This window comes from Streptomyces manipurensis (genome assembly GCF_049570255.1).
Lineage (GTDB): Bacteria > Actinomycetota > Actinomycetes > Streptomycetales > Streptomycetaceae > Streptomyces > Streptomyces manipurensis.
In genome coordinates, this window is sequence record NZ_CP186950.1 from 6,509,883 (window position 1) to 6,534,137 (window position 24,255).

Below are 24,255 nucleotides of genomic sequence, written 5' to 3' on the forward strand. Positions count from 1 at the left end.
GCCGCGGTCCGCGCCCTGCGCCGATCGGCTGACCGGCCGCGCCCGTACCGCGTCGTGCCCCGGCCCCGCCCGGCCCGGCAGCCACAGTGGCTCCATGCCAGAAGCCCCCACCGGGTCCGGACCGCGCCGCAGAGCCGTACTGGCCGCCGCCGCACTCGCCCCCCTGGCCGTCGCCGGCTGCTCCGGCGAGGAGGCGCCCCGCGCCCCCGCGCACGGCCCGGGGCCCGCGCCCAAGGACGCCCTGATCATGGTGATCCGGCACGCGGAGAAGCCGTACGCCGGTGACACCGGCCAGGACGAGGAGGGCGAGGACGATCCGGGCTCGCTCGCCGGCCGCGGCTGGCGCCGGGCCGAGGCGCTGCCCCGGCTGTTCCCGCCCGCCCGCACCGCGTCACTGCCCCGCCCCGCGGCGGTCTTCGCGGCGGGTGGCAGGGAAGGGTCCCCCGCGCGGTGCCGGCAGACGGTGGGTGCGCTGGCCACCGCCCTGCGCACCCCGGTGCGCGCCGAGTTCGCCGTCGGCTCCGAAGCCGCTCTCGCGCAGGCGGTGCTGGCCGCCCGGATGCCCGTACTGGTCTGCTGGGAGCACACCGGCGTGCCCCGGCTGGTCCGGGCCCTCGGCGCCCACCAGGTCGTCGGGGTCCCCGCGGCCTGGCCCGACCGCCACGACCTCGTCTGGCAGTTCACCCGGAGCCAGGGGCGCTGGAGCTTCCGCGAACTGCCCCAGCAGCTCCTGCCGGGCGACGCCTGACCCGCACCGTCCGCCGCCTGCGCCCCGCCGGCCGCCCCGGCCGCGCCGACCACGCCGGTCGTCATCCGGCGTGGCCGGCCCCCGCCCCGAGGGCCCGCGCGAGGTACGGCGCCGTGCGGCTCCCCGCGGCGGCGGCCACCTCCGGCGGGGTCCCGGCGGCCACCACCCGGCCGCCCTCGGCGCCTCCGCCCGGCCCCAGGTCCACCACCCAGTCCGCACCGGCCACCACGTCCATGTCGTGCTCCACGACCACCACCGTGTGCCCGGCGTCCACCAGCCCGTGCAACTGCCGCAGCAGGACCCGCACATCGGCCGGATGCAGGCCCGTCGTCGGTTCGTCCAGCAGGTACAGCGTGTGGCCGCGGCGCAGCCGCTGGAGCTCCGTCGCCAGTTTGATGCGCTGGGCCTCGCCCCCCGACAGCTCCGTCGCCGGCTGCCCGAGCCGCAGGTAGCCCAGCCCGATGTCCTCCAGCGCCCGCAGGCTGCGCGCCGCCGCCGGGACGTCCGCGAAGAACTCCGCCGCGGCCTCCACCGTCAGCGCCAGCACCTCGGCGATGGTCAGCCCCGCGTACCGCACCTCCAGGGTCCCGGGGTTGTAGCGGGCGCCCGCGCAGTCGGGGCACGGGGCGTACGTACTGGGCAGGAACAGCAGCTCCACCGAGACGAAGCCCTCGCCCTGGCAGGTCTCGCAGCGGCCGCCGGGCACGTTGAACGAGAAGCGGCCGGCCTTCCAGCCGCGCTCCCGCGCCCCCGGGGTCTGTGTGAAGAGACGGCGGACCACGTCGAACAGGCCCGTGTACGTCGCCAGGTTGGAGCGCGGGGTCCGGCCGATCGGCTTCTGGTCCACCTTCACCAGCCGCCGCACGGGGTAGTCCGGGTCGGCGGTCCGCTCGCCGACCTCCCGTGCCAGGGCCTGCCCGACGAGCGTGGACTTCCCCGACCCGGACACCCCCGTGACGGCCGTGAACACCCCCAGCGGGAAGCGGGCCTCGACGCCCTTCAGGTTGTGCCGGTCCACGCCGGTCAGCCGCACCTCCCCGGTCGGCGGGCGCACCGCCCGGCCGGACCCGTGCGGCTCCCGGGCCCGGAACAGGTGCCGTCCCGTCGCCGACTCCGCCACGCCCGCCAGGTCCTCCGGCGGTCCGCTGTGGAGCACCTGCCCGCCGCGCTCCCCGGCCAGCGGTCCCACGTCCACCAGCCAGTCCGCGTGCCGCACCACGTCCAGGTGGTGCTCCACGACGAAGACGGTGTTCCCGGACTCCTTCAGCCGGTCCAGCACGTCCAGCAGCGCTTCGGTGTCGGCCGGATGCAGCCCGGCCGACGGCTCGTCCAGCACGTACACCACCCCGAACAGCCCCGACCGCAGCTGCGTGGCCAGCCGCAGCCGCTGGAGCTCGCCCGCGGACAGGGTCGGCGCGGTCCGGTCCAGGCTCAGGTAGCCGAGCCCGAGCTCCACGACCGGCCCGATCCGGGACCGCAGGTCCTCGGCGAGCACCCGGGCCGCCTCCCCGTCCGGGACGGCCGAGGCCAGGACGGCGTCCAGGTCGGTCAGCGCCAGTGCGGCCAGCTCCGCGACGGTGTGTCCGGCGAAGGTGACGGCGAGGGCCTCCGGGCGCAGCCGGCGCCCCTCGCACACCGGACACGGGGCGTCGGTGAGGAACTTCTCGGCCCGAGCCCGCAGGGTGGCGCTCTTGGTGTCGGAGAACGTCCGCATGACATAGCGGTGTGCGCTCATGTACGTGCCCTGGTAGGGGCGTTGGATCCGTTCGGCGTCCCGTACGGGGTGCACGGTGACCACCGGCTGCTCCTCGGTGAACAGGATCCACTCGCGCTCCGCGGCGGGCAGCTCCCGCCAGGGCCGGTCCACGTCGTGCCCGAGGGCATCCAGGATGTCGCGCAGGTTCTTGCCCTGCCAGGCTCCCGGCCAGGCTGCGATGGCTCCCTGACGGATCGACAGTGCCGGGTCCGGGACGAGGAGTTCCTCGGAGGTCCGGTGGATGCGGCCGATCCCGTGGCAGGAGGGGCAGGCGCCGGCCGGGGTGTTGGGGGAGAAGGCGTCGGAGTCCAGCCGCTCGGCGCCGGGAGGGTAGGTGCCGGCCCGCGAGTAGAGCATCCGCAGGGAGTTGGACAGCAGGGTCACCGTGCCGACGGAGGAGCGCGAACCGGGGGAGGAGCGCCGCTGCTCCAGGGAGACGGCCGGCGGCAGCCCGGTGACGGAGTCCACCTTCGGGGCGCCGATCTGGTGGATCAGGCGCCGGGCGTACGGGGCCACGGACTCGAAGTAGCGGCGCTGGGCCTCGGCGTAGAGCGTGCCGAAGGCGAGCGAGCTCTTCCCGGATCCGGAGACCCCGGTGAACACGGTCAGGGCGTCGCGCGGGATGTCCACGTCGACGCCGCGCAGGTTGTGTTCCCGGGCGCCCCGCACCCGTACGAAGGGGTCGCCGGGGACCTGCGGTGCGGTGGGCTGGTGCATTCGCCCCAGTTTACGGGCCGGCCCGGGGCCCTACCCGGCGGCCCTCGCCGCCCTCGTCCCGGGCGCGGCCGCGGTCTCCGGCGCGGTGGCCTCGGGCCCGCTCAGGCCGGCGAGCCGGGCCAGGCGGGCGTGGGAGTCCAGCAGCGCCTCGCGGTCGTACGTGGAGGTGGTGACGAGGAGCTCGTCGGCGCCGGTCAGCTCCGCGACCCGCGACAGTTCCGCGGCGACCTGCGGCTCCGTGCCGTGGATGTGCCCGGCGAGGGCGCCCTCGAACAGTTCCCGTTCCTTCGGGCTCATCTCCAGCGCCTCGACCTCCTCGGCCGGGATCAGCGGCGGGAAGCTGCCGCGGGTGCGGGAGTACGCCACGGCCCACGCCTCCGGGAGGAGGATGCGCCGGGCCTGTTCGGTCGTCCCGGCCACGGCCACGGTGCCCGAGACCACGACATACGGCCGGGTGCCGTGCTCGGAGGGCCGGAACTCCCGGCGGTAGGCCTCCACGATCGCGGCGACCCGGTCGCGCGAGCGCAGGTCGCCGACGACGAGCGGCAGGCCGGCGCGGGCGGCGATGCCCGCCCCCTCGCCCGTGGCCAGGACGAAGGCCGGTATCCGCAGCCCCTCGGCGGGCCGGGCGTGCACCTCGGGGTGGGCCCGCTGGGTGCCGTCGATCCAGCCCAGCAGCTCCGCCAGCTGCTCCTCGAAGCCGTCGGCGTCGCCGGTGTCACGGCCCAGGGCGCGCCGGATGCCGCCGGTGAAGCCGACGGAGCGGCCCAGGCCCATGTCGATGCGTCCGGGGAAGAGCGACTCCAGCACCCCGAACTGTTCCGCGACCACCAGGGGCTGGTGGTTGGGCAGCATGACCCCGCCGGTGCCGACCCGGATCCGCTCGGTCGCCGCCGCGACGGCCGCGGCGAGCACGGTCGGTGCCGAGCCGGCGACTCCGGGCACGCTGTGGTGCTCGGAGACCCAGAAGCGGTGGTAGCCGAGTTCCTCGACGGTCCGCGCGAGGTCCACGGTGTCGCGCAGGGCCTGGGGGGCCGGCCGGCCCCGGCGGGTGCGGGAGCGGTCCAGTACCGAGATTCTTCCGATCACACAGGAATCAACACCGCGGGCCCGGAAGGATTCCCGGCACCCGCCTACGCTGGGCGGATGAGTGAGAAGAGCACCGCCGCGAAGCGCCCGCTGGCCGTCTTCGACATCGACAACACCCTTGCCGACACCGGTCACCGCCAGCACTTCCTGGAGCGGCGTCCGCGCGACTGGGCGGGCTTCTTCGGCGCGGCCCCGGCCGATCCGCCGCTCGCGCGGGGGGTCGCCCTGGCCGTCGAGCGGGCCGCCGACTGCGAGGTGGTGTACCTGACCGGGCGGCCGGAGCGGTGCCGGGCGGACACGCAGGAGTGGCTGACCCGGCACGGCCTGCCCGAGGGGCGGCTGTGGATGCGCGGCGACCGGGACCGCCGGCCGGCCCGTACGACCAAGCTGGAGGTGCTGGGGCGGATCGCCCGTGGCCGGGAGGTGCGCGTGCTCGTGGACGACGACGAGCTGGTCTGCCAGGCCGCGCGGGCCGCCGGCTACCGCGTGTTCCTGGCCGACTGGGCGGCGGAGGCGCCCGAGCTCAGGTCCGGACAGGAGATCGAGGGCCGGACCTGAGACGGGAGCCGCCGGGGCGGCGCGGGCTCAGTCCTCGCCCTCCAGGCGGAAGCCGACCTTGAGCCCGACCTGGTAGTGGGCGATCTCCCCGTTCTCGATGTGACCGCGCACCTGGACGACCTCGAACCAGTCCAGGTTGCGCAGGGTCTGGCCGGCCCGGGCAATCCCGTTGCGGATGGCCTGATCGATGCCCTCGTCGGACGTGCCGACGATCTCGGTCACCCGGTACGTGTGGTTGGACATGGGGTCTCCCGACAGTGGGTGGCTTTTGCCTGGTTCTACGGTGCCCCAGTAAGTCCGCCTCCGCGAACTTTGGGCGAACAATCCCGAGCGAAAGACCCTTGACCGGCCTATTGGTCTATGCCAATTTCGAGCCATCTGAGACCGAACCCCAGAAGGTGACCTCTTGAAGATGCGCTTCCTCGCCGTGTGCACCGCCCTCGTGGCCGCGACCGCCCTCACGGGCTGCGGCCAGTGGGCCGACCAGGCCGCCGGCCGGGAGAAGGTGACGCTCTGGCTGATGAAGGGCAGCGCGTCCGAGGACTTCATCGACAGGTTCACCGCGTCCTTCGAGACGGAACACCCCGGCCTCGACCTCGACGTCCGCATCCAGGAGTGGACGGGCATCGGAGACAAGGTCAACGCCGTCCTCGACGGCACCGCCACGGAGTCCGCCGACGTCATCGAGGTGGGCAACACCCAGGTCGCGCAGTACATCGAGACGGGCGGCCTCTCCGAGGTCACCCTCGAAGGGCTGCGCACCTGGGGCAGCAAGGACTGGCTCAAGGGCCTCGCCGAACCCGGATCGGTCAACGGCGCCCAGTACGGGGTCCCCTGGTACGCCGCCAACCGGGTGGTCGTCTACCACAAGGACCTCTTCGCGAACGCCGGCATCAAGACCCCGCCCCGCAACCGCCAGGAGTGGATCCAGGCCACCCAGAAGCTCGACAAGGGCGACCAGCAGGGCATCTACCTCCCCGGACAGAACTGGTACGTCCTCGCCGGACTGATCTGGGACGAGGGCGGCGAGCTCGCCGTCGAGACCGGCGGCAAATGGGTCGGCACCCTCGACGACGACAAGGCCCTCGCCGGCATGGACTTCTACAGACAGCTGCAGGCCCTCGGCGACGGCCCCCGCAGCGCCGACGAGGAGACGCCCCCGCAGTCCCAGGTCTTCGCCCGCGGCCAGGTCGCCCAGATCATCGCCCCGCCCGGCCAGGCCGCCGAGATCGAGGCGGCCAACCCCGCGCTGAAGGGCAAGATCGGCTTCTTCCCGATCCCCGGCAAGACCTCCGACAAGCCGGGAGCCGTCTTCACCGGCGGCTCCGACCTGATCATCCCCGAGCGCACGAAGCAGCGTAAGGCGGCCGTCGACGTGATCACCGCCCTCGTCAGCGAGAAGTGGCAGACCGAGCTGGCCCGGACCATGAGCTACGTACCCAACAAGACCAGCCTCGCGCACGTCGTCGCGGGAAACGAGGGCGCCGCCGCCATGGCCCCCGGAGCGGCCCAGGGCCGGGCCACCCCCACCTCCGCCCGCTGGGCCGAGGTCGAGGCCAAGAACCCGATCAAGCCCTACATGACGGCCGTGCTGACCGGCCAGGACGCCAAGCAGGCCGCCCGCACGGCCTCCGAGGAGATCGGCCGCGTCCTCAGCTCCGACCGCTAGTGCGGACCCGGCCCCGATGGGCCGGGGTCCTCCCGGCCCATCGAGTTCAGCCTCCGCACATCCGCCTGCCGCAGAGCGGTCATGTCGAATCCAGCCGGTCACGGAAGAAGTAGAGGAGCCGGGCCGGCCACCTGCCGGACCGGCCCTCCGCGCCCGGATCAGGAGCCGCCATGACCATCGCACCCCTGTCCCCGTCCCCCGCACCCGCGTCGCCCCTGACGTCCCCGCCGTCACCGACACCCGCCGCATCCCCCCTCCGCGCCGCGGCCGCCCCCGGCCCCCACTACACCGTGCGGCTCGCCCGCGACGAGGACGAGGTCCGCGCCGCACAGCGGCTGCGCCACCAGGTCTTCGCCGGAGAGCTCGGCGCCCGCCTCGACGGGCCCGAGCCCGGCCTCGACGCCGACGCCTTCGACGCCTACTGCGACCACCTCCTCGTCCTCGACCAGGAGACCGGCCAGGTCGTCGGCACCTACCGGATGCTGCCCCCGGAACGCGCCGCCGTCGCCGGCCGCCTCTACTCCGAGAGCGAGTTCGACCTCTCGGCCCTGGCCCCCATCCGGCCCGACCTGGTCGAGGTCGGCCGCTCCTGCGTCCACCCCGACCACCGCAACGGCGCCGTCATCGCCCTCATCTGGGCCGGCCTCGCCCACTACATGGACCGCACCGGCCACAACTGGCTCGCCGGCTGCTGCTCCGTACCCCTCGCCGACGGCGGGGTCCTCGCCGCCGCCACCCGCGCCACCGCCCTCGCCCGCAGCGCCGCCCCCGCCGAGTACCGCGTCACCCCGCACGTCCCCTGGCACCCCGGGGACCTCGTCGTCCCCGACCGGACGGAACTGCCCCCGCTGCTGCGCGGCTACCTCCGCCTCGGCGCCTGGGTCTGCGGCGAGCCCGCCCTCGACGCCGCGTTCGGCTGCGCCGACCTGTACGTACTGCTGTCCCTGCGCCGCACCAACCCGCGCTACCTCAAGCACTTCCGCTCGCTCATCCCGGGCGCATGAACGCCTGGCTGCCCACCTCGCCCTGCACCCCCGAGGCCTGCGCCGGACACGAGGGCCGCACCGCGAGCGTTCCGCACGCCGTCCTGCGGCTCACCACCGCCCTCCTCGTGCTCCTGGCCGGGATCCTGGGCGCCCCGTCCCTGCGGCTGCTGCCCGCCGCCGCCCGCCACACCGTGATACGGGCCTGGTCGGCCGCCCTGCTGCGGGCCTTCGGCATACGGATCACCGTGCACGGCGGGCCCGGCCCCCACGGCGGCCGCCTGCTCGTCCCCAACCACATCTCCTGGCTGGACGTGCCCCTCGTCGCCGCCGCCGCACCCAGCCGGATGCTCGCCAAGAGCGACATCCGCGCCTGGCCCCTCCTCGGCCGGCTCGCCGGCCGGGCCGGCACCCTCTTCATCGAGCGCGACCGGATCCGCGCCCTGCCCGCCACCGTCACGGAGATCGGCAACGCGCTGCGGGCCGGCGACCGGGTCACCGTCTTCCCCGAGGGGTCCACCTGGTGCGGCCGCGACCGGGGCACCTTCCGCCGGGCGGCCTTCCAGGCCGCCCTGGACGCCGCCGTCCCCGTGCAGCCCGTCCACCTCGCCTACCTGCGGCGCGAGGACGGGGACCCGGCGGGCGCCCCCGCCTTCGTCGGGGACGACCCGCTGACCGCCTCCCTCTGGCGGATCGCCCGGGCCCGCGGGGTGCGGGCCGAGGTCACCCTGCTGCCGAGGATCCCGCCGGGCCGTCACCCGGACCGGCGGGACCTCGCGGCGGCCGCCCAGCGCGCCGTGGCCGCCTGCGCCGCGCGGCGGGCTCCGGCGCGGGCGGTGGCGGCTCAGCCCAGCGGCCCCTCGGCCACCGACAGGGACAGCGCGAAGCGGCCGCCCGTGTCCGTCCACCACTGGGTCAGCTCCAGCCCGGCCGCCGCCAGTTCCTTGCGCACCCCCTCCTGACGGAATTTCGCCGACACCTCCGTGAGGATCTCCTCACCCGCCGCGAACGGCACGACGAGATCGAGCGCCCGGATCTTCACCACCAGCTCGGACCGGGCGCGCAGCCGCATCTCGATCCACTCCTGCTCCCGGTTCCACAGCGCCACGTGCTCGAAGTCGGCCGTGTGGAAGTCCGCGTCCAGCTCCCGGTTGACGACCGCCAGCACGTTCTTGTTGAACTCGGCGGTCACCCCGCTCGCGTCGTCGTAGGCCGCGACGAGCACGGACTCGTCCTTCACCAGGTCCGTTCCCATCAGCAGCGCGTCCCCCGGCGACAGCATCGCCCGTACGGACGCCAGGAACACCGCACGTTCCGGCGGCAGCAGGTTCCCGATCGTGCCGCCCAGGAACACCACCAGCCGGGGCCCGGGGGAGTCCGGCAGCCGCAGCGCCTGGGTGAAGTCCGCCAGCAGCGCGTGCACCCGCAGGCCCGGGTGCTCGGCCAGCAGGGTGTCGGCCGCCCCCCGCAACGCGCTCTCGCTCACGTCCACCGGTACGTACAGGTCCAGCGCGGGCATCGCCTCGATCAGGTGCCGGGTCTTCTCCGAGGAGCCGGAACCCAGCTCGACCAAGGTGCGCGCCCCGCTCACCGCAGCGATCTCCCCGGCCCGCTCCAGCAGGATCTCCCGCTCCGCACGGGTCGGGTAGTACTCCGGCAGCCGGGTGATCTCCTCGAAGAGCTCGCTGCCCCGCGCGTCGTAGAACCACTTGGGCGGCAGCACCTTCGGGGTGTGGCCCAGGCCTTCCGACACGTCCGAGCGCAGGGCCGACTCCGCGGCGTGCTCGTCGAGCGTCCGGGTCAACTGAAAGCTGGTCACGGGCTGTTCTCCTTGAGCGGGGTCAGGCGGACCCGGGTGGCGGTGGCGGTCAGCAGGGTCCGGTCGGGCACTTCGCACCACCGGGTGTCGTCGTCGTAGGGCTCGGACGCCACCACGGTGCGGCGTTCCGCGGGATCGGCCAGGTACCAGAGCGAGTCGCCCCAGGCCGTCGCCGCGATCGCGGCGCCGTCCGTCAGCAGCAGGTTCAGCCGGGAGCCCGGCGCGGCCGAGGACAGCTCCCGCACCGGCTCGGCGAGCGCGGTGCCCAGGTCGTCCCCCGCCCGCAGGCGGCGCAGGACCAGCGCCCACACGAGGGCGGAGTCCGTCCGGGCCGGCAGCGAGAGCAGCTCCTCGGCCGGCAGGGCAGCCGCGGCGGCCGCCACCGAACCGGGCCAGTCCCGCACGGCGCCGTTGTGGCTGAACAGCCACGGCCCGTCCGCGAACGGCGCGGCAGCCGCCTCCCCGTCCGCCCCGGCCGTGGTGGCGTCGCGCACGGCGGCCAGGAAGGCCCCGCTGCGCACCACCCGCGCCAGGTCGGTGAAGGACAGGTCGGCCCACACCGGCCCGGCCCGCCGGTAGCGGGCGGGCACCGGGTCGCCCTCCGCGTACCAACCGACGCCGAAGCCGTCGGCGTTGACCGTGCCGTGCCGTTGCCGGCGCGGCTCCCAGGACTGGCGCACCAGCGCGTGCCCGGGCTCGCTCAGCAGCCTCCCGAGCGGCACCGGCGGCCCCACGTAGGCGAGATGGCGGCACATCAGGCGTCCCTCGCGGTCCGGAAGCCGGAGAAGATCTGGCGGCGCACCGGGAGGTCCCAGTTGCGGAAGGTGCCCCGGCAGGCCACCGGGTCCACCGCGAACGAGCCGCCGCGCAGCACCTTGTGCTCGGGGCCGAAGAACACCTCCGAGTACTCCCGGTAGGGGAAGGCCCGGAAGCCGGGGTACGGGGTGAAGTCGGAGGCCGTCCACTCCCACACGTCGCCGATCAGCTGCCGTACGCCCAGCGGGGACGCCCCGGCCGGATAGCTTCCCGCGCGGGCCGGGCGCAGGTGTCGCTGCCCCAGGTTGGCGTGGGCGGGGGTCGGGTCGGCGTCCCCCCAGGGGTAGCGGGTCGAGCGGCCCGTCACCGGGTCGAAGCGGGCGGCCTTCTCCCACTCCGTCTCCGTGGGCAGCCGCCGCCCCGCCCAGCGGGCGTACGCGTCCGCCTCGTACCAGCTGACGTGCAGCACCGGCTCGTCGTCCGGCACCGGCTCGGTGACCCCGAAGCGCCGGCGCAGCCACTGCCCGCCCTCCCGGTGCCAGAACAGCGGGGCCTCGATCGCGTGCTCCCGTATCTGCTCCCAGCCGGCCGCCGCCCACCAGGCGGGCTCGTGGTAGCCGCCGTCGGCGATGAAGGCCAGGTAGGCGGCGTTGGTGACCGGCACCGTGTCGATGAGGAACGCGGCCGTGTCCCGGAGGTGCGCCGGCCGCTCGTTGTCCAGCGCCCACGGCTCCGCCGACGTGCCCATCGTGAACGGGCCTGCCGGTACGAGGACTTCGGCGGCCGGGGGCGGATCGTACGGGGCGTCCGGGTCGGGGGCGTCCAGGACCGGCACCCCTTGCCGCAGCTGGTGCGTGATCAGCATCGTCTCGTCGTGCTGCTGCTCGTGCTGGGCGATCATCCCGAAGGCGAAACCGTCGTCGAGGAGGGCGCTGCCCTCCAGCGGCGTGCGCTCCAGCAGGTCGAAGACCCGGCCGCGGACCTCGGCCGCGTACCGCCTGGCCTCGGCGGGCCCGAGGAGCGGCAGGCCCGGCCGTTCGGAGCGGGCGTGCCGGAAGGCGTCGTAGAGGGGGTCGATCTCGGGGTGCAGGGACTCGCGCCCGGCGACGCGGCGGAGCAGCCAGAGCTCCTCCTGGTTCCCGATGTGCGCCAGGTCCCACACCAGCGGGGACATCAGCGGCGAGTGCTGGGCGGTCAGGTCGGCGTCGGTGACCGCGTCGGTGAGCGCGGCCGTCCGGGCGCGTGCGGCCGTCAGCGAGGCGGCCGCCCGCTCCCGCAGCCCGGAGTGGAAGGTGCCGGATTCGGATGCGGTGGTCATCGGAGGGCCTCCTGCCCGGTGGAGGGGGCGTGCGGCGGATCGTCGCCCGGACATCGGCCGCGCAGGACGTAGCGCTCGGTGAACTCGCCCACCGTGTCGCGTACGTGCGCGCTCGCGCCGAGCCGGGGCAGCGCCTCGCCCGCGGCCCGGAAGCAGGCCGCCGCGGCGGTCCGCAGCTCCGGATCGGACAGGCCGTGCCGGGCGGCGGAACGCCAGAGGGGATTGCGCGGAGCGGGCTGCGAACCGTAGGCGTCGGCCAGCGCCTTCGTCACCCGGTAGGCGGTCTCGGCCGTCTCCGGATCGTCGAACAGGGCGTGCACGACGGCCACCGGCACCAGCCAGCCGTCGTCACCGGGCTGCGCGTCGATCATGCGCAGTTCCATGTGGCCGCGGGGCCGGACGGGCGGGAAGAGGGTGGTCAGGTGGTAGTCGAGGTCCTCGGCGGTGGGGGCCCGGGGTACGGCCCCCTCGCCCGCCCTCAGCCAGTCGCGGAAGGTCGTCCCCCGCGGGACGTCCCAGGGCTCGCCCTCGTACGAGCGCACGCACATCACCTCGGTGTCCAGCGCCTGCCGGACCCAGCCGGCCCGCGGCCCCGCGTCCAGCGGCGGGGCGAGCGAGCGGCGGCTGTCCAGGTCGCTCCAGATCCCCTGCCGGGCACACCGCCATCCGGCGTACGGGCCTTCCCGGGCGGGGGAGTTGGCGAACGCCGCCACGAGGACCGCGCCCAGCAGGTGGGCCATCCGCCAGCGCCGGCCGTGGCCGAGGGCCCCCGGCTCCTCGTGGCCCGCGTCCACGCACACTTGCACGGACGCCGAGGCGCACATCATCGCCCGGCCCGCCGGGCCGGTGCGGTCGAAGTAGGCCTCCATCGCGTCGTACCGCGGGCTGTTCAGCAGCCGGCGGTAGGGGAGGCGGGTGTCACGGCCGAGTCCCCGCAGTGCCAGTCCCCGGTCCAGCAGGGCGGCGCGGACGGCGGTGAGGTCGTCCTGCAGGGCGTCGACGCATCCGGTGAGCGAGGCCGCCGGGGCCGAGCTGAGTTCGAGCTGCCCGCCGGGTTCGACGGTCACCCGGGAGTTCAGGGGGAGGGCGCGGGCCGCGGCGTGCGCGGCCCGCAGCCGCTCGGGGGGCAGCGTGCGTCCGGGGTGCTCGGCGTCGACGACCAGCCATTCGAGTTCCGCGCCGATCAGGCGGGGCGGGCCGGTCTTGAAGCAGATGCCGTGGATCAGGTGCTCCGCCTCGGTCTCGGTGATCGAGGGGGCTGGGTCTGGCGCGTGCGGTGGAGCGGATGGGGCCTGGGGCATGACCGGGTCCTCGTCTCCTGTCGTCGGCCGTGACATCACCCGTGCCTACCCGTCCCTCCGTCACTAATTCCTTTGCCGCCGGGAACAGGAGGTGAAGAAAATGGCGGCGTGAGCAGTAGATTGCGCGAGATCGCGCGGGAGAACGCGGAGATCGTGGCGGCCGGGGGGTACCGGACGCGGTCGGGACGGCAGGTTCCGCTCGCCGCCGCCCTGGCGGAGGCCAAGGCCGGAACCAGGATATATGGGCCAAACCGGATCATTCCAGGTGAAGTGCCGCCCGGGAGGGGTGGTGTGACGGCGGTCGAGGTCACGGGGGAGAGCAGTACGGTCGCGGCCCGTAGGCTCGTCGAAACCGCCGGGGAAGCGGGTGGGCGGGCCGCCGGGCAGGCCCCGGAAGGGCCGTCGGTGGCGGTCCTGAACTTCGCCTCGGCCCGCAATCCCGGGGGCGGGTACGTCAGGGGGGCCAAGGCCCAGGAGGAGGCACTGTGCCGGGCCTCGGCCCTGTACGAGACGCTGCTGGAGGCCCCGGAGTACTACGCGGTGCACCGCGTAGGAGTCAGCACCTTCTACACCGACCGGGTGATTCACTCGCCGGGAGTGCCGGTGTTCCGCGACGACCGCGGAGAGCTGATGGAGTCCCCCTTCCGGGCCGGCTTCCTCACCTCGCCCGCGCCGAACGCGGGCACGATCCTGCGGCAGGAGCCGGAGCGGGCGGCCGAGATCCCCGCGGCACTGGCCCGGCGCGCGGAGCGGGTGCTGGAGGTGGCCGCGCTGCACGGATACCGGCGGCTGGTGCTGGGGGCGTGGGGCTGCGGGGTGTTCCGCAACGATCCCGCCATGGTCGCGGAGGCCTTCCGGGCCCTGCTCGCGGGCCGCTTCGCGGGGGTCTTCGAGCGGGTCGTCTTCGCGGTACTGGACCGCAAACCAGCCACCCGCGAGGCGTTCGAACGAGCCTTCGCGGGCTTCGGCACGGTCTGACGCCCTGCGGGCACGCTGCGGAGTGGGGCGGGCGGCCGGCCGAGCCCGCCCGGCGCTGCGTCCGGCGGGCGTGGTCCGGCGGTGTTACGTGCTCGGGGGCGGCGGGCCGGCGTGGTTCGGGCTCGGCGCGGGTCCGCGTGCTGCGGCGTGGGCTGTGGGGGTGCTGCCCCGGCCCGTGAGGTCGTCGGCGGCTACTGCCAGCCGTGGCGTTCGTGCAGTCGGTCGACGACCAGGGCGAAGCGTCCCCGGTCCAGGGCGCAGGCCTCGCGCCGCATCCCCGACTCGTGCACGCGCAGTACGCGGTCCACGTCCACCCACGACTCCCGGCCGGCGCTGTCCCACGGCCCCGTGCCGATCGGCACCCATTCCCGGTCGTGGTCGTGCCGCTTGCTGGACAGCTGCATCGCGAGCAGGGTCCGCCCGCCCGGTTCCCGGGCCACGACCAGCACCGGGCGGTCCTTGCCGCGGCCGTCGTTCTCCTCGAAGGGGACCCAGGTCCACACGATCTCCCCGGGGTCGGGGTCGCCGTCGGGATCCGGGGCGTACTCGGTGCGCACCGGGCCGATGGCGCGCGGATCGGCCTCGGTGGTGGCGGTGGCGCCGTCTCTGCCGGGCTGTTCGGTACGGCCGTCGCCGTGGTGGGAAAGTGCCGTCATCCGGGTGAGGCTACCGGCTGCGGCCGGCCCGGCGGAGCCCCGGGGAGCCGTCGGCCACCGGGCCGCCCGCCCCCGCTCACTCGGTGACCAGCGCCATCACGAGCCCGTCGTAGCCCTTGCTTCCCACGGTCTGCAGGGCCGTGGCCGTCAACTTCGGGTGCTCGGCGATCAGTTCGGTGAAGCGGCGGACGCCCTGGACGCGCGGGTCGGAGCTGTCCGCGTCGACGACGGCACCCTCCCGCACGACGTTGTCGCCGATGATGACACTGCCGGGCCGGGTGAGCCGGAGGGCCCACTCCAGGTACTGCGGGTTGGACGGCTTGTCCGCGTCGATGAAGACCAGGTCGAACGGGCCGTCGGTGAGCCCGGGCAGCAGGTAGAGGGCCCGCCCGTGCCGGATGTCCACCAGGTGGTCCAGCCCGGCCCGCGCGACGTTGGCGGCGGCGACCTCCGCGCACCGCGCGTCCACCTCCAGGGTGACGAGCCGCCCGCCGGCCGGGAGGGCCCGGGCGAGCCAGATCGTGCTGTAGCCGCCCAGGGTGCCGATCTCCAGGATCGTGCGCGCACCGCGGATGCGCGCCAGGAGGTGGAGCAACTTGCCCTGGTTCGGCGCCACCTGATGGGGTGGCAGTCCGGCGGCCTCGGAATCCGCAGCGGCGCGGCGCAGGGCCTCGTCCTCGCCGACGAGCAGCCCGTCGAAGTAGTCGTCGACGGCCGTCCACGTCTCCTGAACCATGACCTGCTCCCGTCCTGCGGTGCGCCCGCGGCGCCGCGCCTGAGTTCCCAAAGGGAACGTACAGGAGTGCCGGGCGGATCGGGAGTCCGGTCCGGCGGTTCCGCCGCGGGCGAGCCGGCTACGGCCCGGGCCACACCTCGGCCCACCCCTCCACCGCCTCCAGTTGGGCCGCCAGTCCCAGCAGCAGCGGCTCGGAGTCCGCCGGACCCAGCAGCTGGGCACCCACGGGGAGTCCGTCCCCGGTGAAGCCGGCCGGTACGTTCACCCCGGGCCAGCCGAGGACGTTCCACGTCCAGGCGTACGGGCAGGCGGCGATCATCGCCCGGTCCGTGGCCATCGCGCCCAGCCCGGCCAACGCCCCGACGCGCAGGGCCGCCGTGGCCGTCGTCGGCGTCAGGACCACGTCGAAGCGCCCGAAGATCTCCCCCACCCGCCTCCGCAGCACCGGCTCCGCGCGGCGGGAGGCCCGCAGCACCGCCCCGCCCAGGATCCGGCCCGTGCGCACCGCCTCGTGCGTGCGCGGGTCCAGCAGCGCGGGGTCGGGGACCCGCGCCGCCCAGTCCCGCACCCCGCTGGTCGCGCGGGGGACGAACGTCAGGCCGATCGGTCCATAGCGCGGGTCCGCGGGGACCACCTCGTGCCCGAGCGTCTCCAGGCGTCCCGCCAGCCGCTCCACCGCCGAACGCACCCGGGGGTCCAGGGACTTGGGGGTGGCAGTGAAGGCCATCCCGAAGGAGAGGGCGATCCGCAGCCGCCGCGGTGTCCGCGCTGCCGCCTCCACGGCCGAGATCGTCGCCGGCCGGTGCAGGTCCCCGGGGTGCGGCCCGCTCGCCGCGTCCAGCAGCAGCGCCGCGTCGGCGACCGTGCGCGCCAGGACCCCGTTCACCGTCAGCCCGTTGAACGACTCCGGCTCCGGCCAGGTGGAGATGCGGCCGCGCTGGGGCTTGATCCCGACCAGGTGGGTCCAGGCCGCGGGGATCCGCACCGAACCCGCACCGTCCGAGCCCAGCGCCGCGGGGACCAGGCCCGCGGCGACCGCCGCCGCCGAACCGCCGGAGGAACCGCCCGGGGTGTGCTCGGGGTTCCACGGGTTGCGCGTCGCGCCGAACGCCCCGCCCTCCGTGAACGGCCACTGGCCCAGCTCCGGCGTCTGGGTCTTGCCGACGACCACCGCCCCGGCCGCGCGCAGTCGGCGTACGGCCTCGCTGTCGACGGTCTTCGGCGCGAAGGACCCTCCGCAGCCGAAGGCCGTGGCCTCGCCCGCCACGTCCATGTCGTCCTTCACGGCCACCGGCACGCCGAGCAGCGGGAGCCGTTCACCGGCGGCCAGCCGCCGGTCGGCGGCGTCCGCCTCCGCGAGCGCGGCGTCGGTGCGCACGCTCCGGAAGGCGTTCAGCCGAGGCTGCGCCGAGTGGATCCGCCGCAGGGCCTCCTCGGTCAACTCCCGGGCCGAAACGCTTCCTTCGCGCAGCGCCGCGGCCATGGCCACGAGCCCCGGAGGGGGCGGGGTGCCCGCACCGGGGCTGCGGCCGGTTGTCGCACCGGAACCGGGCATGGAACCGGTGCCGGAAGAAGCGGAAGAACCCGCCATCGCCTGTCACTCCCCCTATTACCGTCCAGTAGGAAGACGGTAGCGGGCACCCCCTCCGAGGTCACGCCCCCGTCAGAGGAAGGCCGAGACGTCCTCACCCCAGGAGTGCAGCGTGTCGACCGCGCGCAGCCGCAGCGGCCCGTCGCCGAAGGCCGCCCGCAGGACGGTGTCGCGCAGGCCTGCGCGCCGGTCCGCGAGTGCGTTCAGGCGCAGGAGCGGCAGCACCGCGCCGAGCGCCGCCTCGCGCGCCGCCGGAGAACCGCCGTCGAGGAGCGGACGTACGGCCTCGTACAACTCCGGGGCGAGGTCGAGGAAGGCCTCCAGGTCCTCCGCGTCGCCGTAGGGCCGCGACCGCTGCCGCAGTGCCTCCACGGTCGAGTCGCCCAGCCAGGCCAGCAGGCCGACCCGCAGCTCGAAGGGGGTCTGCGGACCCAGGTCGACCTCCTCCTGCGGGGCGCGGTCGACCACCTCCGCCAGCGTTCGCGGATCGCCCAGGACCGCGGCCACGTAGCGGGCGGCGGGAGCCGTGGCGGTGTGGAAGACGTCTCCCCGCGTCAGGGTCTCGGTCAGGGTGCGCAGCGCGAGGCCCTGGACGCGGGGGTCCTCGTCCAGCAGCTCCAGGAGGATCACGGGCGTTTCGGGGGCCACGTCGGGGCAGCAGTGCTCCACGGTGTTCCAGTCCGTGCGCAGCAACAGGTCGCGCGGGTCGATGCGGCCGTCCGCTTCGGGGTCGTTCGTCATGGCCCCAGTGTGCCGACCGGCTACGACAGCGATGCCCGCCCCCGCGCGTCATCCTGCGGCAGCACGGCTCCGGGCCCGCTTCCCGCCGCCTCGCCGGAGCGGCGGGAAGGGGGCATGGTGGAAGCAGGGCGGGGTGTAAGGCGGTGAGGAGCCGATCGACGTGCCCGGTGGCGACGGAAGGTGCAGGGTCCCGGCGAGGGCCGTCCTCGTGGCGGCTCTGTTCGCCGGGTGCCTCGGGGTCACCGCGGCCGGGGCACCCGCCGCGGCCGGCGGCACGCCCGGTCCGGCCGGCCGGGTCACCGTCGTCTACGAGGACGACACCATCGGGCCCGAGGACCGGCCGGCCGTGGAGGCGGTGCGGAAGGCACGGGTCCTGGAGCAGCTCGCCGACTGGGTGAACGGCTCGGTCGCCCTCCCGCACGACCTGGTCGTGAAGGTCACCGCCGAGGTGCCGCCGGGGGTGACGGACGCCGTGACCCAGGCCGACGGCCGGACGATCTACATCCCCCCGTCCTTCCTCACCGAGCTCCAGGAGGCTCTCGACGGGGTGGTCAAGACCGTCAAACGTCCCGCCCTCTTCCCCGCGGACAAGTACAACGCGCGCGACCTGACCGCCCTCTCCACGCAGTTCGTCTTCGGCCACGAGATGGGCCACGCCCTCCAGCGCCAGTTCATGCTGGCCAACCTCGGCCTGGAGGAGGACGCAGCCGACGGGTTCGCCTCCTTCTACACCGTCAACGAGGTCGGGCCCGAACCCTCGATGGCGGCCGCGCTCCTCTTCGACGAGATCGCCCGCAAGCAGGGCCGGCTGACCCTGGAGGGCTTCGCGAGCGACCACCCCGTCACCCAGCAGCGGGTCTTCAACTTCCTCTGCTACTTGGACGGGAGCGATCCGGCACGGTTCGACGGGCCCCTGGTCGACGCCGGATACCTGCCGAAGACGCGCGCTCCGCTCTGCCCTCAGTCGTGGGCGATGCTGGACCACGGCTGGTGGACCCAGCTCCAGCCGCACTTCACCGAGGCCTTCAAGGCCCAGGGCGACAAGGCGCAGTCGGACGCACGGGCACGGCTCGTCGCCGAGACGAAGGCCTTTGCCGAGAAGCTCGACGAACTGCGCCGCTCCCAGTGAGCCGAGGCCCCGCCGCTCCCGGTACGCTCCGTCAACTCCCGTACCGTTCGGCTCCGGCAGCCGTCCGGCGGGGCGTATCGTGCCCCCGTGCCCGTCGAAATGATCCGCATCGTCTCCCGTGACTCGCCCATGGCCCTCGCCCAGGTCGAGCGCGTCCGCGCCGAACTCGCCGTGCTCCACCCGGGGATCGGGACCACCGTCCTGCCGGTGAAGACCACCGGCGACACCTGGATGGGTGACCTCGCCCTGGTCGAGGGCAAGGGCGCGTTCACCAAGGAGGTCGACGCGGCGCTCCTGGCCGGCGAGGCCGACCTCGCCGTGCACTGTGTCAAGGACGTGCCGGCCGACCGGCCGCTTCCCGCCGGAACGGTATTCGCCGCGTTCCTGGAGCGGGACGACATCCGCGACGCCCTCGTGCACCCCGACGGCCTGACCCTCGACCGGCTGCCGCCCGGCACCCGGATCGGCACCTCCTCCGTACGGCGGACCGCCCAGCTCGCCGCCGCGTACCCGCACCTGACCTGCGTACCGATCCGCGGGAACGCCAACAGCCGGCTTGCCAAGCTGGAACGCGGCGAAGCCGACGCCCTGCTCCTGGCCGTCGCCGGACTCCGGCGCATCGGGCGCGCCGACGTCATCTCGGAGGTCCTCTCCGTGGAGTCCCTCATGCCGCCCGTCGGCGCGGGGGTCCTCGCCCTCCAGTGCCGACAGGACGACACCGAGCTCATCGACGCCGTCAGCGGCCTCGGCCACCCCGGCACCCACCGCGAGACCGTGGCCGAGCGCACGCTGCTGCACGTCCTCCGGGGCCACTGCAACAGCCCCGTCGCCGGCTACGCGCGCACGGAACGCGGCGGGGAACTGTCCCTGCGGGCAGCGGTGTTCAGCCCGGACGGCAAGGTCGTGCTGAACGCCCACGAGTGGGCCGGACGTCTCGACCCGGCGACCCTCGGCACCTCGGTCGCGGTGGCGCTCCTGCGCCAGGGCGCCCGCGAACTCATCGACGCCATCCCCCACTGACACCCGACCACCCGCCCCCTCCGGCCCCCTCCGGCCCCCGCGGGGGCCGGAGGGTCAGGGCAGCCGGGTTTCCAGCAGGAGCGCCATGACCCCGACCAGCGTGGCGCCGCTGACGATCTCCCGGCGCGCGATCATGCCGGGGATCTGGGCCAGCGGGATCCACTCCACCCGGTCCGACTCGTTGCGCTCCGTCGGTTCGCCGACGCGGCGCACCTCGTCGGCACGGAACACGAAGTGCTGGGTGTCGGTGATCCCGGCCGCGGGCTGCGCGTAGACCAGCTCGCGCAGCGCCGAGGGCCGCCAGCCGGTCTCCTCCTCCAGCTCGCGCGCAGCGGCGGCCTCGGGGCTCTCCCCGTCCTCCACCAGGCCCATGGGCAGCTCCCAGGCCCAGGTGTCCGTCACGAAGCGGTGGCGCCACATCATGAGGACGCGCTGCCGGTCGTCTACGGCCGCCGTGACGGCGAGGTCCCGCAGCCGTACGACGTCGTAGGCCACGCGGGCGCCGTCCGGCTGCTCGACGTCCAGCGAACGCAGCCGCACCCAGGGGGTGTCGTGGACCGTCCGCTCTCCGTGAATCCTCCACCGCATGCCGTTCACGCCCTTCTTCGGTGCCTCCGCCTCCGTGAGACGGTAGGGCACGACCACCCTGTCCGAACGCCACAGGAGGCAAAGGTGGAGGAGAGCGAGGCCAGGCGGATCGCCGAGCGGTTCTGCCGCGGCCTGACCGATGCCTGGGACGAACGGGGCTTCGAGCTGGACCTGCTGGGGACCCCGGCCGTCCTGGGGGCGTTCGTCTTCGCCTGGTACCCCACGGCGCCGGACGGTGCGGGCCGCCCGGCCCGGCCGGGCGGGAACGTCCCCGTCCTCGTCGACCCGCGCACGGGCATGTGCCGGCAGGTCCGCGACCGGAAGGAGCTCAGGCCCCGGCCGGGCCCGGCCCGGTACGGCGCTTCGTGAGCCGCGGCGTCGCGGGCGGGAGTCAGGCCCGCGGGTCCGCCGGCGGGGTCCGGTCGCCCTCCGGCGCGGGCTTGGTGTGGAGTACCTCACGCGCCTGGTCCGCGGCGCGGGAGATGCTCTCCGACACGAAGTCCACGAAGCGGGCGATGTTCTCCAGGCGGTCGGCCGCCGGGGTGTGCGGGCCGAGTACGCCGACCCCCTGGCGGGCGGTCTCCGCGAGCGTGGCGGTGGAGCGGGCGCTCGCCATCATCGACTGGTACCAGACGTCGTCGTCCACGACGTACCGTTCGCGGCGCCGCTCGTCGCGCTCCCGCCGGATCAGCCCCTGGCCCTCCAGGAACCCCACCGCCTTGGAGACGGACCCCGGGCTGACCTGGAGGCGCTGGACGAGCTCGGCCGCCGTCAGGCTGCCGGTGTCGGTCGTGTAGAGGGAGACCAGGACCCGGGCGGTCATCCGGGGCAGGCCCGAGGCCATGAAGACGGCGGTGAACGCCTCCTCGTACGCCCGCACGGCCTCGGCGTCGCGGCCGTGGGCCTGCGGGGCGGCCCCGGGGCCCCTGGGCGCCGACTGCCGGCGGCGGTGGGCGCGGTGCTCGGTGGCCCGGTGGGCCAGGTCCGCGCGGTAGACGCCGGGGCCGCCGTTGCGCATCACCTCACGGGTGACCGTCGACGTGGGCCGGCCGAGACGTCGGGCGATCTCGGCGTAGGCGAGGCCGTCGGCCACGCCCAGCGCGATCTGCTGACGTTCCTGCTGGGTGAGTCTGCCTCCCGGCATCGCGGTCTCCTCCGTGTGTCGTCGGTCCGCCGGCAGCATAGCGTTCAATTCCCGTCCATTGCAATGAACCGGGCTCCTGGCGTTGCGTTGAATTCAGGAGCGATGCAACGAATTACGGCAACTGGCCTGCGGTAATTCGGAGTACGCGCAACGAAGGCGTTGCTGTAGTCGTGAACGCAACCTAGCGTTTCCCGTGTCGGAAACACCGACGGATGGTGCTGAAGCCAGGAGTTCACGATGGAGCAGGCCCCCATGTCACTCACGTCGACACCCGCCACCGGGCAGGACCGCCCGGAGCTGAGCAAGGCCCTCCGGGAGATCGCCGGTTCGGGCTGGTGCGGGGTGCAGGTGCGCGTCGACGACCCGCGCGGCGTGTGGACCGGCAGTGCCGGGTCCGCCCGGCTGGGCGAGAGCGCGCAGCCCCCGACCGACGGCCACTTCCGCATCGGCAGCAGCACCAAGACCTTCACCGCGGTGCTGGTCCTGCAGCTGGTGGCCGACGGCCTCACGGAGCTGGACCGTCCGGTGGACGACCACCTGCCCGAGTACGGCCTCGACCGCCGGATCACGGTGCGGATGCTGCTGCAGCACACCAGCGGGCTGTTCAGCTTCAGCGGCGAGGTCCACGAGGACGGGATGATCGTGCCCGGCATCCCCTGGCAGGGGCAGGAGTGGGTGGACCTGCTCTTCCACACCTACCGGCCGGAGGAGCTGGTCCGCCTGGCACTCTCCCGACCGGCCCGGTTCGAGCCGGGGACCGGCTGGAGCTACTCCAACACCAACTACGTCCTCGCCAGGCTGCTGGTCGAGAAGCTCTGCGGCCGCCCCTACGCGCAGGAGATGCGCCGGCGGATCCTCGACCCGCTCGGACTGACCGGGACCGTGGTCCCGGACGACTCGCCGGAGCTCCCCGAACCGCACGCCCACGGCTACTACACCTACCAGGACGCCGGGGAGTGGAAGACGGTCGACGTGACCCGCGCGAACGCCTCCTGGATCTCCGCCGCCGGCGACATGATCTCGACCACCCGCGACCTGCACTCGTTCTTCTCCGCGCTGATGCGGGGCGACCTGCTGCCCGGCCCGCTGCTGGCCGAGATGCGCACGCCGCACCCGACCCTCGGCTACGGCCTCGGGCTGTTCGCCCAGGAGCTGGCGGACGGCAGCACCATCTACCACCACAACGGCGGGTTCTGGGGGTGGGCCGCGCTGATGTACGGCTCCGCCGACGGGTCCACGACCCTGACGGCCTCGTTGACCACCGGCGACGCGCGGCTCGAACACGCCGCGGCGGGCGAGATGTTCGCGGTGGTCCAGCGCACCCTCGTCGAGGCGGTGTTCGGCCCCGTGGGGGCCGGGCAGACCGACCCGGAGGGCTGAGCGGCGCCGCCCCGGCCCGACGCGTCGGCCCCGCCCTGCCGGAGTGCGGCGGGGCGGGGCCGGGACCGGACGGGGACTCAGCGGAGCGTCGTGGGCTGCTCGGGAGCCAGGGAGTTGCCCGCGGGGATGCGGCCGCAGTCGGACGGGGCCGTGCGGCCCGCGAAGCGGTCGTTCAGCCAGCCCAGCGCGACGGGGGCCCAGGCGGCCGTCGCGCTGACGTGGCTGAGCACCTCGTACTGGCTGTACTTGACGGGCGAGTTGCCCGTGGCGCAGTACTGCCGGGCCAGCGTCCGTACGTCGCCCGCGACCATCACGCCGTCGCCGGTGCCGATGCCCGGGCGGTTGCCGAAGGTCCCCTCCAGGACGCCCGCGTTGCCCTGGGCGATGAACCCGGGGACGGTGGGGGTGGCGGCCGAACCGAGGTTGAGCCGGTTCATCGCCTCCACGAAGGCGGGGATCGAGTTGGGGTCGGCGTACTCCGGCTTCGCCATCTTCTGCCAGGTCAGCCCGGGGTACTGGCCGATGGCGTTGACGATGGAGCCGTGCTCCAGCTTCCGGTAGACCTCCAGGCCGTAGGCGTTGAGGTAGGACTTCAGGTCGATGTCGTAGGAGCGGGAGACCCCGATCACCGCCATGGGGATCACCCCCGACCAGGCCAGGGAGCCGCCCACGTACTTCAGGTTGTGCGCCGGGTTCACCAGCAGCCCGCCCTCGGCGTACCCGACCAGCCTGCTGTTGACCTCCGGCGCGTACGAAGGCGCCAGCGCGGCAGCCCAGTTGGTGGCGATGGCGCCGCCCGAATAGCCCACGAGGCCGAAGGCGGTCGACGGGCCCAGCCGGGTGTCGGACGACCGGGTCGCCGCGCGGATCGAGTCCAGGGTGTTCGTCCCGTACTCGGGCCCCGCGGCGAAGTTGGCCCGCTGCCCCTCGGTGTCGGGGATGACGAGGTCGTAGCCCTGCGCGAGGAGCGGGGCGATGAGGATCGCCTCGACGTTCGGGATGACCCCGCCCAGGGTCACGCCCCCGGCGATGGCCCGGGACGGGCCGTCCTCCGGGTTCAGCGAATCGTAGAACGACTGGTAGGACACCGCCTTGCTGCCGTCGCCCTTCGGACTGCGCACCACCGAGGTCACGTTGGCGGCGGGACGGCCCTGGGCGTCGGTGGTGCGGTAGAGGAGCTGGACCGCCTTGAGGGGCGTGGGGATGCCGACCAGGTGGTAGGGCACGGTCCGCGTCTTCAGCACGGTGCCCGGCGCGAAGGCGGACAGGGGCTCGCTGCCGCTGTACGCGTAGAAGGGGTCGGTGGTCCCGGCCGCTGCCGTCGCCGCGGTGCCGGCCTGCACCGACACCGGTACGGACGCGGTCGGCGCGGCCGTGGCCGTGGCGGCCGGCAGGGCGGTCAGCGCGGCGGTGACGGCGACGGCGACGGTGATCAGGCGGACGCCTGCCTTGGGCATGGATGCCTCGATTCGTGGGTGGGGGACCGACGCGCGGGGCGGGCGGAATGTGGGGATGCGGTACGGACGCGTGGCCTCGGTCCGGCACCTCTGGCCATTCACCCACCGGTCGTGTTACCAA

Annotated in this window: 24 protein-coding genes; 10 read left to right on the forward strand and 14 right to left on the reverse strand. The window is 74.3% G+C overall.

What is annotated here, in order from left to right:
- The first annotated feature begins 94 nt into the window (after positions 1 to 94).
- Complete coding sequence (locus tag ACPU2J_RS29515) at positions 95 to 748, forward strand: hypothetical protein (protein ID WP_389070856.1); 654 nt, start codon at positions 95 to 97, stop codon at positions 746 to 748.
- A 61-nt stretch (positions 749 to 809) separates the two neighbouring features.
- Here ACPU2J_RS29515 and ACPU2J_RS29520 read toward each other — a convergent pair whose 3' ends face one another.
- Positions 810 to 3,221: an ABC transporter gene (locus ACPU2J_RS29520; RefSeq protein WP_423834383.1), complete on the reverse strand. Its 2,412-nt coding sequence runs from the start codon at positions 3,219 to 3,221 to the stop codon at positions 810 to 812.
- Between the two features lie 30 nt (positions 3,222 to 3,251).
- Positions 3,252 to 4,310: an MsnO8 family LLM class oxidoreductase gene (locus ACPU2J_RS29525; protein ID WP_423834384.1), complete on the reverse strand. Its 1,059-nt coding sequence runs from the start codon at positions 4,308 to 4,310 to the stop codon at positions 3,252 to 3,254.
- Positions 4,311 to 4,367: 57 nt separating this feature from the next.
- Between ACPU2J_RS29525 and ACPU2J_RS29530 the strand changes: the two genes are divergently transcribed.
- Positions 4,368 to 4,868 carry an LNS2 domain-containing protein gene (locus ACPU2J_RS29530; RefSeq protein WP_420078860.1) on the forward strand — a complete coding sequence of 167 codons (501 nt, stop codon included), beginning with the start codon at positions 4,368 to 4,370 and terminating at the stop codon, positions 4,866 to 4,868.
- Between the two features lie 27 nt (positions 4,869 to 4,895).
- Here ACPU2J_RS29530 and ACPU2J_RS29535 read toward each other — a convergent pair whose 3' ends face one another.
- Positions 4,896 to 5,111: a dodecin gene (locus ACPU2J_RS29535; protein ID WP_361600480.1), complete on the reverse strand. Its 216-nt coding sequence runs from the start codon at positions 5,109 to 5,111 to the stop codon at positions 4,896 to 4,898.
- Between the two features lie 163 nt (positions 5,112 to 5,274).
- On the opposite strand from ACPU2J_RS29535, the gene ACPU2J_RS29540 reads away from it, so the two are divergent.
- The 3 genes from ACPU2J_RS29540 (at position 5,275) to ACPU2J_RS29550 (ending at position 8,482) form a co-directional block, all read left to right on the forward strand.
- Positions 5,275 to 6,537, forward strand: a complete 1,263-nt coding sequence (locus ACPU2J_RS29540; protein WP_423834385.1) for an extracellular solute-binding protein — start codon at positions 5,275 to 5,277, stop codon at positions 6,535 to 6,537.
- Positions 6,538 to 6,707: 170 nt separating this feature from the next.
- Positions 6,708 to 7,541: a GNAT family N-acetyltransferase gene (locus ACPU2J_RS29545; protein ID WP_365138502.1), complete on the forward strand. Its 834-nt coding sequence runs from the start codon at positions 6,708 to 6,710 to the stop codon at positions 7,539 to 7,541.
- Positions 7,538 to 8,482, forward strand: a complete 945-nt coding sequence (locus ACPU2J_RS29550) for a lysophospholipid acyltransferase family protein (protein WP_423834386.1) — start codon at positions 7,538 to 7,540, stop codon at positions 8,480 to 8,482. Before ACPU2J_RS29545 ends, ACPU2J_RS29550 begins: the two co-directional genes overlap by 4 nt.
- Here ACPU2J_RS29550 and egtD read toward each other — a convergent pair.
- The 4 genes from egtD to egtA are packed head-to-tail and all read right to left on the reverse strand — an operon-like array spanning position 8,365 to position 12,714.
- The gene (egtD, locus tag ACPU2J_RS29555; protein WP_423834387.1) at positions 8,365 to 9,339 is read right to left on the reverse strand and encodes an L-histidine N(alpha)-methyltransferase; all 975 of its coding nucleotides are present in this window, start codon (positions 9,337 to 9,339) and stop codon (positions 8,365 to 8,367) included. The genes ACPU2J_RS29550 and egtD overlap by 118 nt on opposite strands.
- Entirely contained in the window at positions 9,336 to 10,094 is a 759-nt protein-coding gene (gene egtC, locus ACPU2J_RS29560; protein ID WP_365071066.1) for an ergothioneine biosynthesis protein EgtC, read from the reverse strand. Before egtC ends, egtD begins: the two co-directional genes overlap by 4 nt.
- Positions 10,094 to 11,413: an ergothioneine biosynthesis protein EgtB gene (gene egtB / locus ACPU2J_RS29565; RefSeq protein ID WP_420078855.1), complete on the reverse strand. Its 1,320-nt coding sequence runs from the start codon at positions 11,411 to 11,413 to the stop codon at positions 10,094 to 10,096. Before egtB ends, egtC begins: the two co-directional genes overlap by 1 nt.
- Complete coding sequence (gene egtA / locus ACPU2J_RS29570) at positions 11,410 to 12,714, reverse strand: ergothioneine biosynthesis glutamate--cysteine ligase EgtA (RefSeq protein ID WP_420078854.1); 1,305 nt, start codon at positions 12,712 to 12,714, stop codon at positions 11,410 to 11,412. Before egtA ends, egtB begins: the two co-directional genes overlap by 4 nt.
- 108 nt (positions 12,715 to 12,822) lie before the next feature.
- Here egtA and ACPU2J_RS29575 point away from each other — a divergent pair, with 108 nt between their 5' ends.
- Positions 12,823 to 13,692, forward strand: coding sequence for a TIGR02452 family protein (locus ACPU2J_RS29575; RefSeq protein WP_420078853.1), 870 nt, complete (start codon positions 12,823 to 12,825; stop codon positions 13,690 to 13,692).
- Between the two features lie 191 nt (positions 13,693 to 13,883).
- Here the strand turns inward: ACPU2J_RS29575 and ACPU2J_RS29580 are convergent, their stop codons facing one another.
- From ACPU2J_RS29580 to ACPU2J_RS29595, 4 genes are all read right to left on the reverse strand, one after another.
- Positions 13,884 to 14,348: a type II toxin-antitoxin system PemK/MazF family toxin gene (locus ACPU2J_RS29580; protein WP_423834388.1), complete on the reverse strand. Its 465-nt coding sequence runs from the start codon at positions 14,346 to 14,348 to the stop codon at positions 13,884 to 13,886.
- A gap of 76 nt (positions 14,349 to 14,424) precedes the next feature.
- The gene (locus ACPU2J_RS29585; RefSeq protein WP_423834389.1) at positions 14,425 to 15,084 is read right to left on the reverse strand and encodes an O-methyltransferase; all 660 of its coding nucleotides are present in this window, start codon (positions 15,082 to 15,084) and stop codon (positions 14,425 to 14,427) included.
- 118 nt (positions 15,085 to 15,202) lie between these two features.
- Positions 15,203 to 16,639, reverse strand: a complete 1,437-nt coding sequence (locus tag ACPU2J_RS29590; RefSeq protein ID WP_423835021.1) for an amidase — start codon at positions 16,637 to 16,639, stop codon at positions 15,203 to 15,205.
- Between the two features lie 108 nt (positions 16,640 to 16,747).
- The gene (locus ACPU2J_RS29595; RefSeq protein ID WP_389070884.1) at positions 16,748 to 17,416 is read right to left on the reverse strand and encodes a hypothetical protein; all 669 of its coding nucleotides are present in this window, start codon (positions 17,414 to 17,416) and stop codon (positions 16,748 to 16,750) included.
- Positions 17,417 to 17,624: 208 nt separating this feature from the next.
- Here ACPU2J_RS29595 and ACPU2J_RS29600 point away from each other — a divergent pair, with 208 nt between their 5' ends.
- Together ACPU2J_RS29600 and hemC are read left to right on the forward strand one after the other, a co-directional pair.
- Entirely contained in the window at positions 17,625 to 18,545 is a 921-nt protein-coding gene (locus ACPU2J_RS29600) for a DUF4344 domain-containing metallopeptidase (protein WP_420078851.1), read from the forward strand.
- Positions 18,546 to 18,644: 99 nt separating this feature from the next.
- On the forward strand, positions 18,645 to 19,565 hold the full coding sequence (gene hemC, locus ACPU2J_RS29605) for a hydroxymethylbilane synthase (RefSeq protein ID WP_420082308.1): 921 nt from the start codon (positions 18,645 to 18,647) through the stop codon (positions 19,563 to 19,565).
- Positions 19,566 to 19,619: 54 nt separating this feature from the next.
- Here hemC and ACPU2J_RS29610 read toward each other — a convergent pair whose 3' ends face one another.
- Positions 19,620 to 20,153: an NUDIX hydrolase gene (locus ACPU2J_RS29610; RefSeq protein ID WP_420082307.1), complete on the reverse strand. Its 534-nt coding sequence runs from the start codon at positions 20,151 to 20,153 to the stop codon at positions 19,620 to 19,622.
- 84 nt (positions 20,154 to 20,237) lie between these two features.
- Between ACPU2J_RS29610 and ACPU2J_RS29615 the strand changes: the two genes are divergently transcribed.
- On the forward strand, positions 20,238 to 20,522 hold the full coding sequence (locus ACPU2J_RS29615) for a hypothetical protein (protein WP_420078850.1): 285 nt from the start codon (positions 20,238 to 20,240) through the stop codon (positions 20,520 to 20,522).
- A gap of 22 nt (positions 20,523 to 20,544) precedes the next feature.
- Here ACPU2J_RS29615 and ACPU2J_RS29620 read toward each other — a convergent pair whose 3' ends face one another.
- A complete protein-coding gene (locus ACPU2J_RS29620; protein WP_420078849.1) occupies positions 20,545 to 21,297 on the reverse strand; it encodes a GbsR/MarR family transcriptional regulator in 753 nt (250 codons plus the stop codon).
- A 237-nt stretch (positions 21,298 to 21,534) separates the two neighbouring features.
- Here ACPU2J_RS29620 and ACPU2J_RS29625 point away from each other — a divergent pair, with 237 nt between their 5' ends.
- A complete protein-coding gene (locus ACPU2J_RS29625; protein WP_423834390.1) occupies positions 21,535 to 22,677 on the forward strand; it encodes a serine hydrolase domain-containing protein in 1,143 nt (380 codons plus the stop codon).
- Positions 22,678 to 22,754: 77 nt separating this feature from the next.
- Here ACPU2J_RS29625 and ACPU2J_RS29630 read toward each other — a convergent pair whose 3' ends face one another.
- Positions 22,755 to 24,134: a lipase family protein gene (locus ACPU2J_RS29630; protein WP_420078847.1), complete on the reverse strand. Its 1,380-nt coding sequence runs from the start codon at positions 24,132 to 24,134 to the stop codon at positions 22,755 to 22,757.
- Positions 24,135 to 24,255 lie beyond the last annotated feature (121 nt).

What these genes read in the sequence shown, in the direction of transcription:
- ACPU2J_RS29610 (WP_420082307.1), bottom strand. Translation starts at nt 20,153, where the DNA reads ATGCGGTGGAGGATTCACGGAGAGCGGACGGTCCACGACACCCCCTGG.
- ACPU2J_RS29530 (WP_420078860.1), top strand. Translation starts at nt 4,368, where the DNA reads ATGAGTGAGAAGAGCACCGCCGCGAAGCGCCCGCTGGCCGTCTTCGAC.
- ACPU2J_RS29580 (WP_423834388.1), bottom strand. Translation starts at nt 14,348, where the DNA reads ATGACGGCACTTTCCCACCACGGCGACGGCCGTACCGAACAGCCCGGC.
- ACPU2J_RS29595 (WP_389070884.1), bottom strand. Translation starts at nt 17,416, where the DNA reads ATGACGAACGACCCCGAAGCGGACGGCCGCATCGACCCGCGCGACCTG.
- ACPU2J_RS29545 (WP_365138502.1), top strand. Translation starts at nt 6,708, where the DNA reads ATGACCATCGCACCCCTGTCCCCGTCCCCCGCACCCGCGTCGCCCCTG.
- ACPU2J_RS29585 (WP_423834389.1), bottom strand. Translation starts at nt 15,084, where the DNA reads ATGGTTCAGGAGACGTGGACGGCCGTCGACGACTACTTCGACGGGCTG.
- ACPU2J_RS29520 (WP_423834383.1), bottom strand. Translation starts at nt 3,221, where the DNA reads ATGCACCAGCCCACCGCACCGCAGGTCCCCGGCGACCCCTTCGTACGG.
- ACPU2J_RS29515 (WP_389070856.1), top strand. Translation starts at nt 95, where the DNA reads ATGCCAGAAGCCCCCACCGGGTCCGGACCGCGCCGCAGAGCCGTACTG.
- egtB (WP_420078855.1), bottom strand. Translation starts at nt 11,413, where the DNA reads ATGACCACCGCATCCGAATCCGGCACCTTCCACTCCGGGCTGCGGGAG.
- egtA (WP_420078854.1), bottom strand. Translation starts at nt 12,714, where the DNA reads ATGCCCCAGGCCCCATCCGCTCCACCGCACGCGCCAGACCCAGCCCCC.
- ACPU2J_RS29550 (WP_423834386.1), top strand. Translation starts at nt 7,538, where the DNA reads ATGAACGCCTGGCTGCCCACCTCGCCCTGCACCCCCGAGGCCTGCGCC.
- hemC (WP_420082308.1), top strand. Translation starts at nt 18,645, where the DNA reads ATGATCCGCATCGTCTCCCGTGACTCGCCCATGGCCCTCGCCCAGGTC.
- ACPU2J_RS29535 (WP_361600480.1), bottom strand. Translation starts at nt 5,111, where the DNA reads ATGTCCAACCACACGTACCGGGTGACCGAGATCGTCGGCACGTCCGAC.
- ACPU2J_RS29625 (WP_423834390.1), top strand. Translation starts at nt 21,535, where the DNA reads ATGGAGCAGGCCCCCATGTCACTCACGTCGACACCCGCCACCGGGCAG.
- ACPU2J_RS29630 (WP_420078847.1), bottom strand. Translation starts at nt 24,134, where the DNA reads ATGCCCAAGGCAGGCGTCCGCCTGATCACCGTCGCCGTCGCCGTCACC.
- egtC (WP_365071066.1), bottom strand. Translation starts at nt 10,094, where the DNA reads ATGTGCCGCCATCTCGCCTACGTGGGGCCGCCGGTGCCGCTCGGGAGG.
- ACPU2J_RS29620 (WP_420078849.1), bottom strand. Translation starts at nt 21,297, where the DNA reads ATGCCGGGAGGCAGACTCACCCAGCAGGAACGTCAGCAGATCGCGCTG.
- ACPU2J_RS29590 (WP_423835021.1), bottom strand. Translation starts at nt 16,639, where the DNA reads ATGCCCGGTTCCGGTGCGACAACCGGCCGCAGCCCCGGTGCGGGCACC.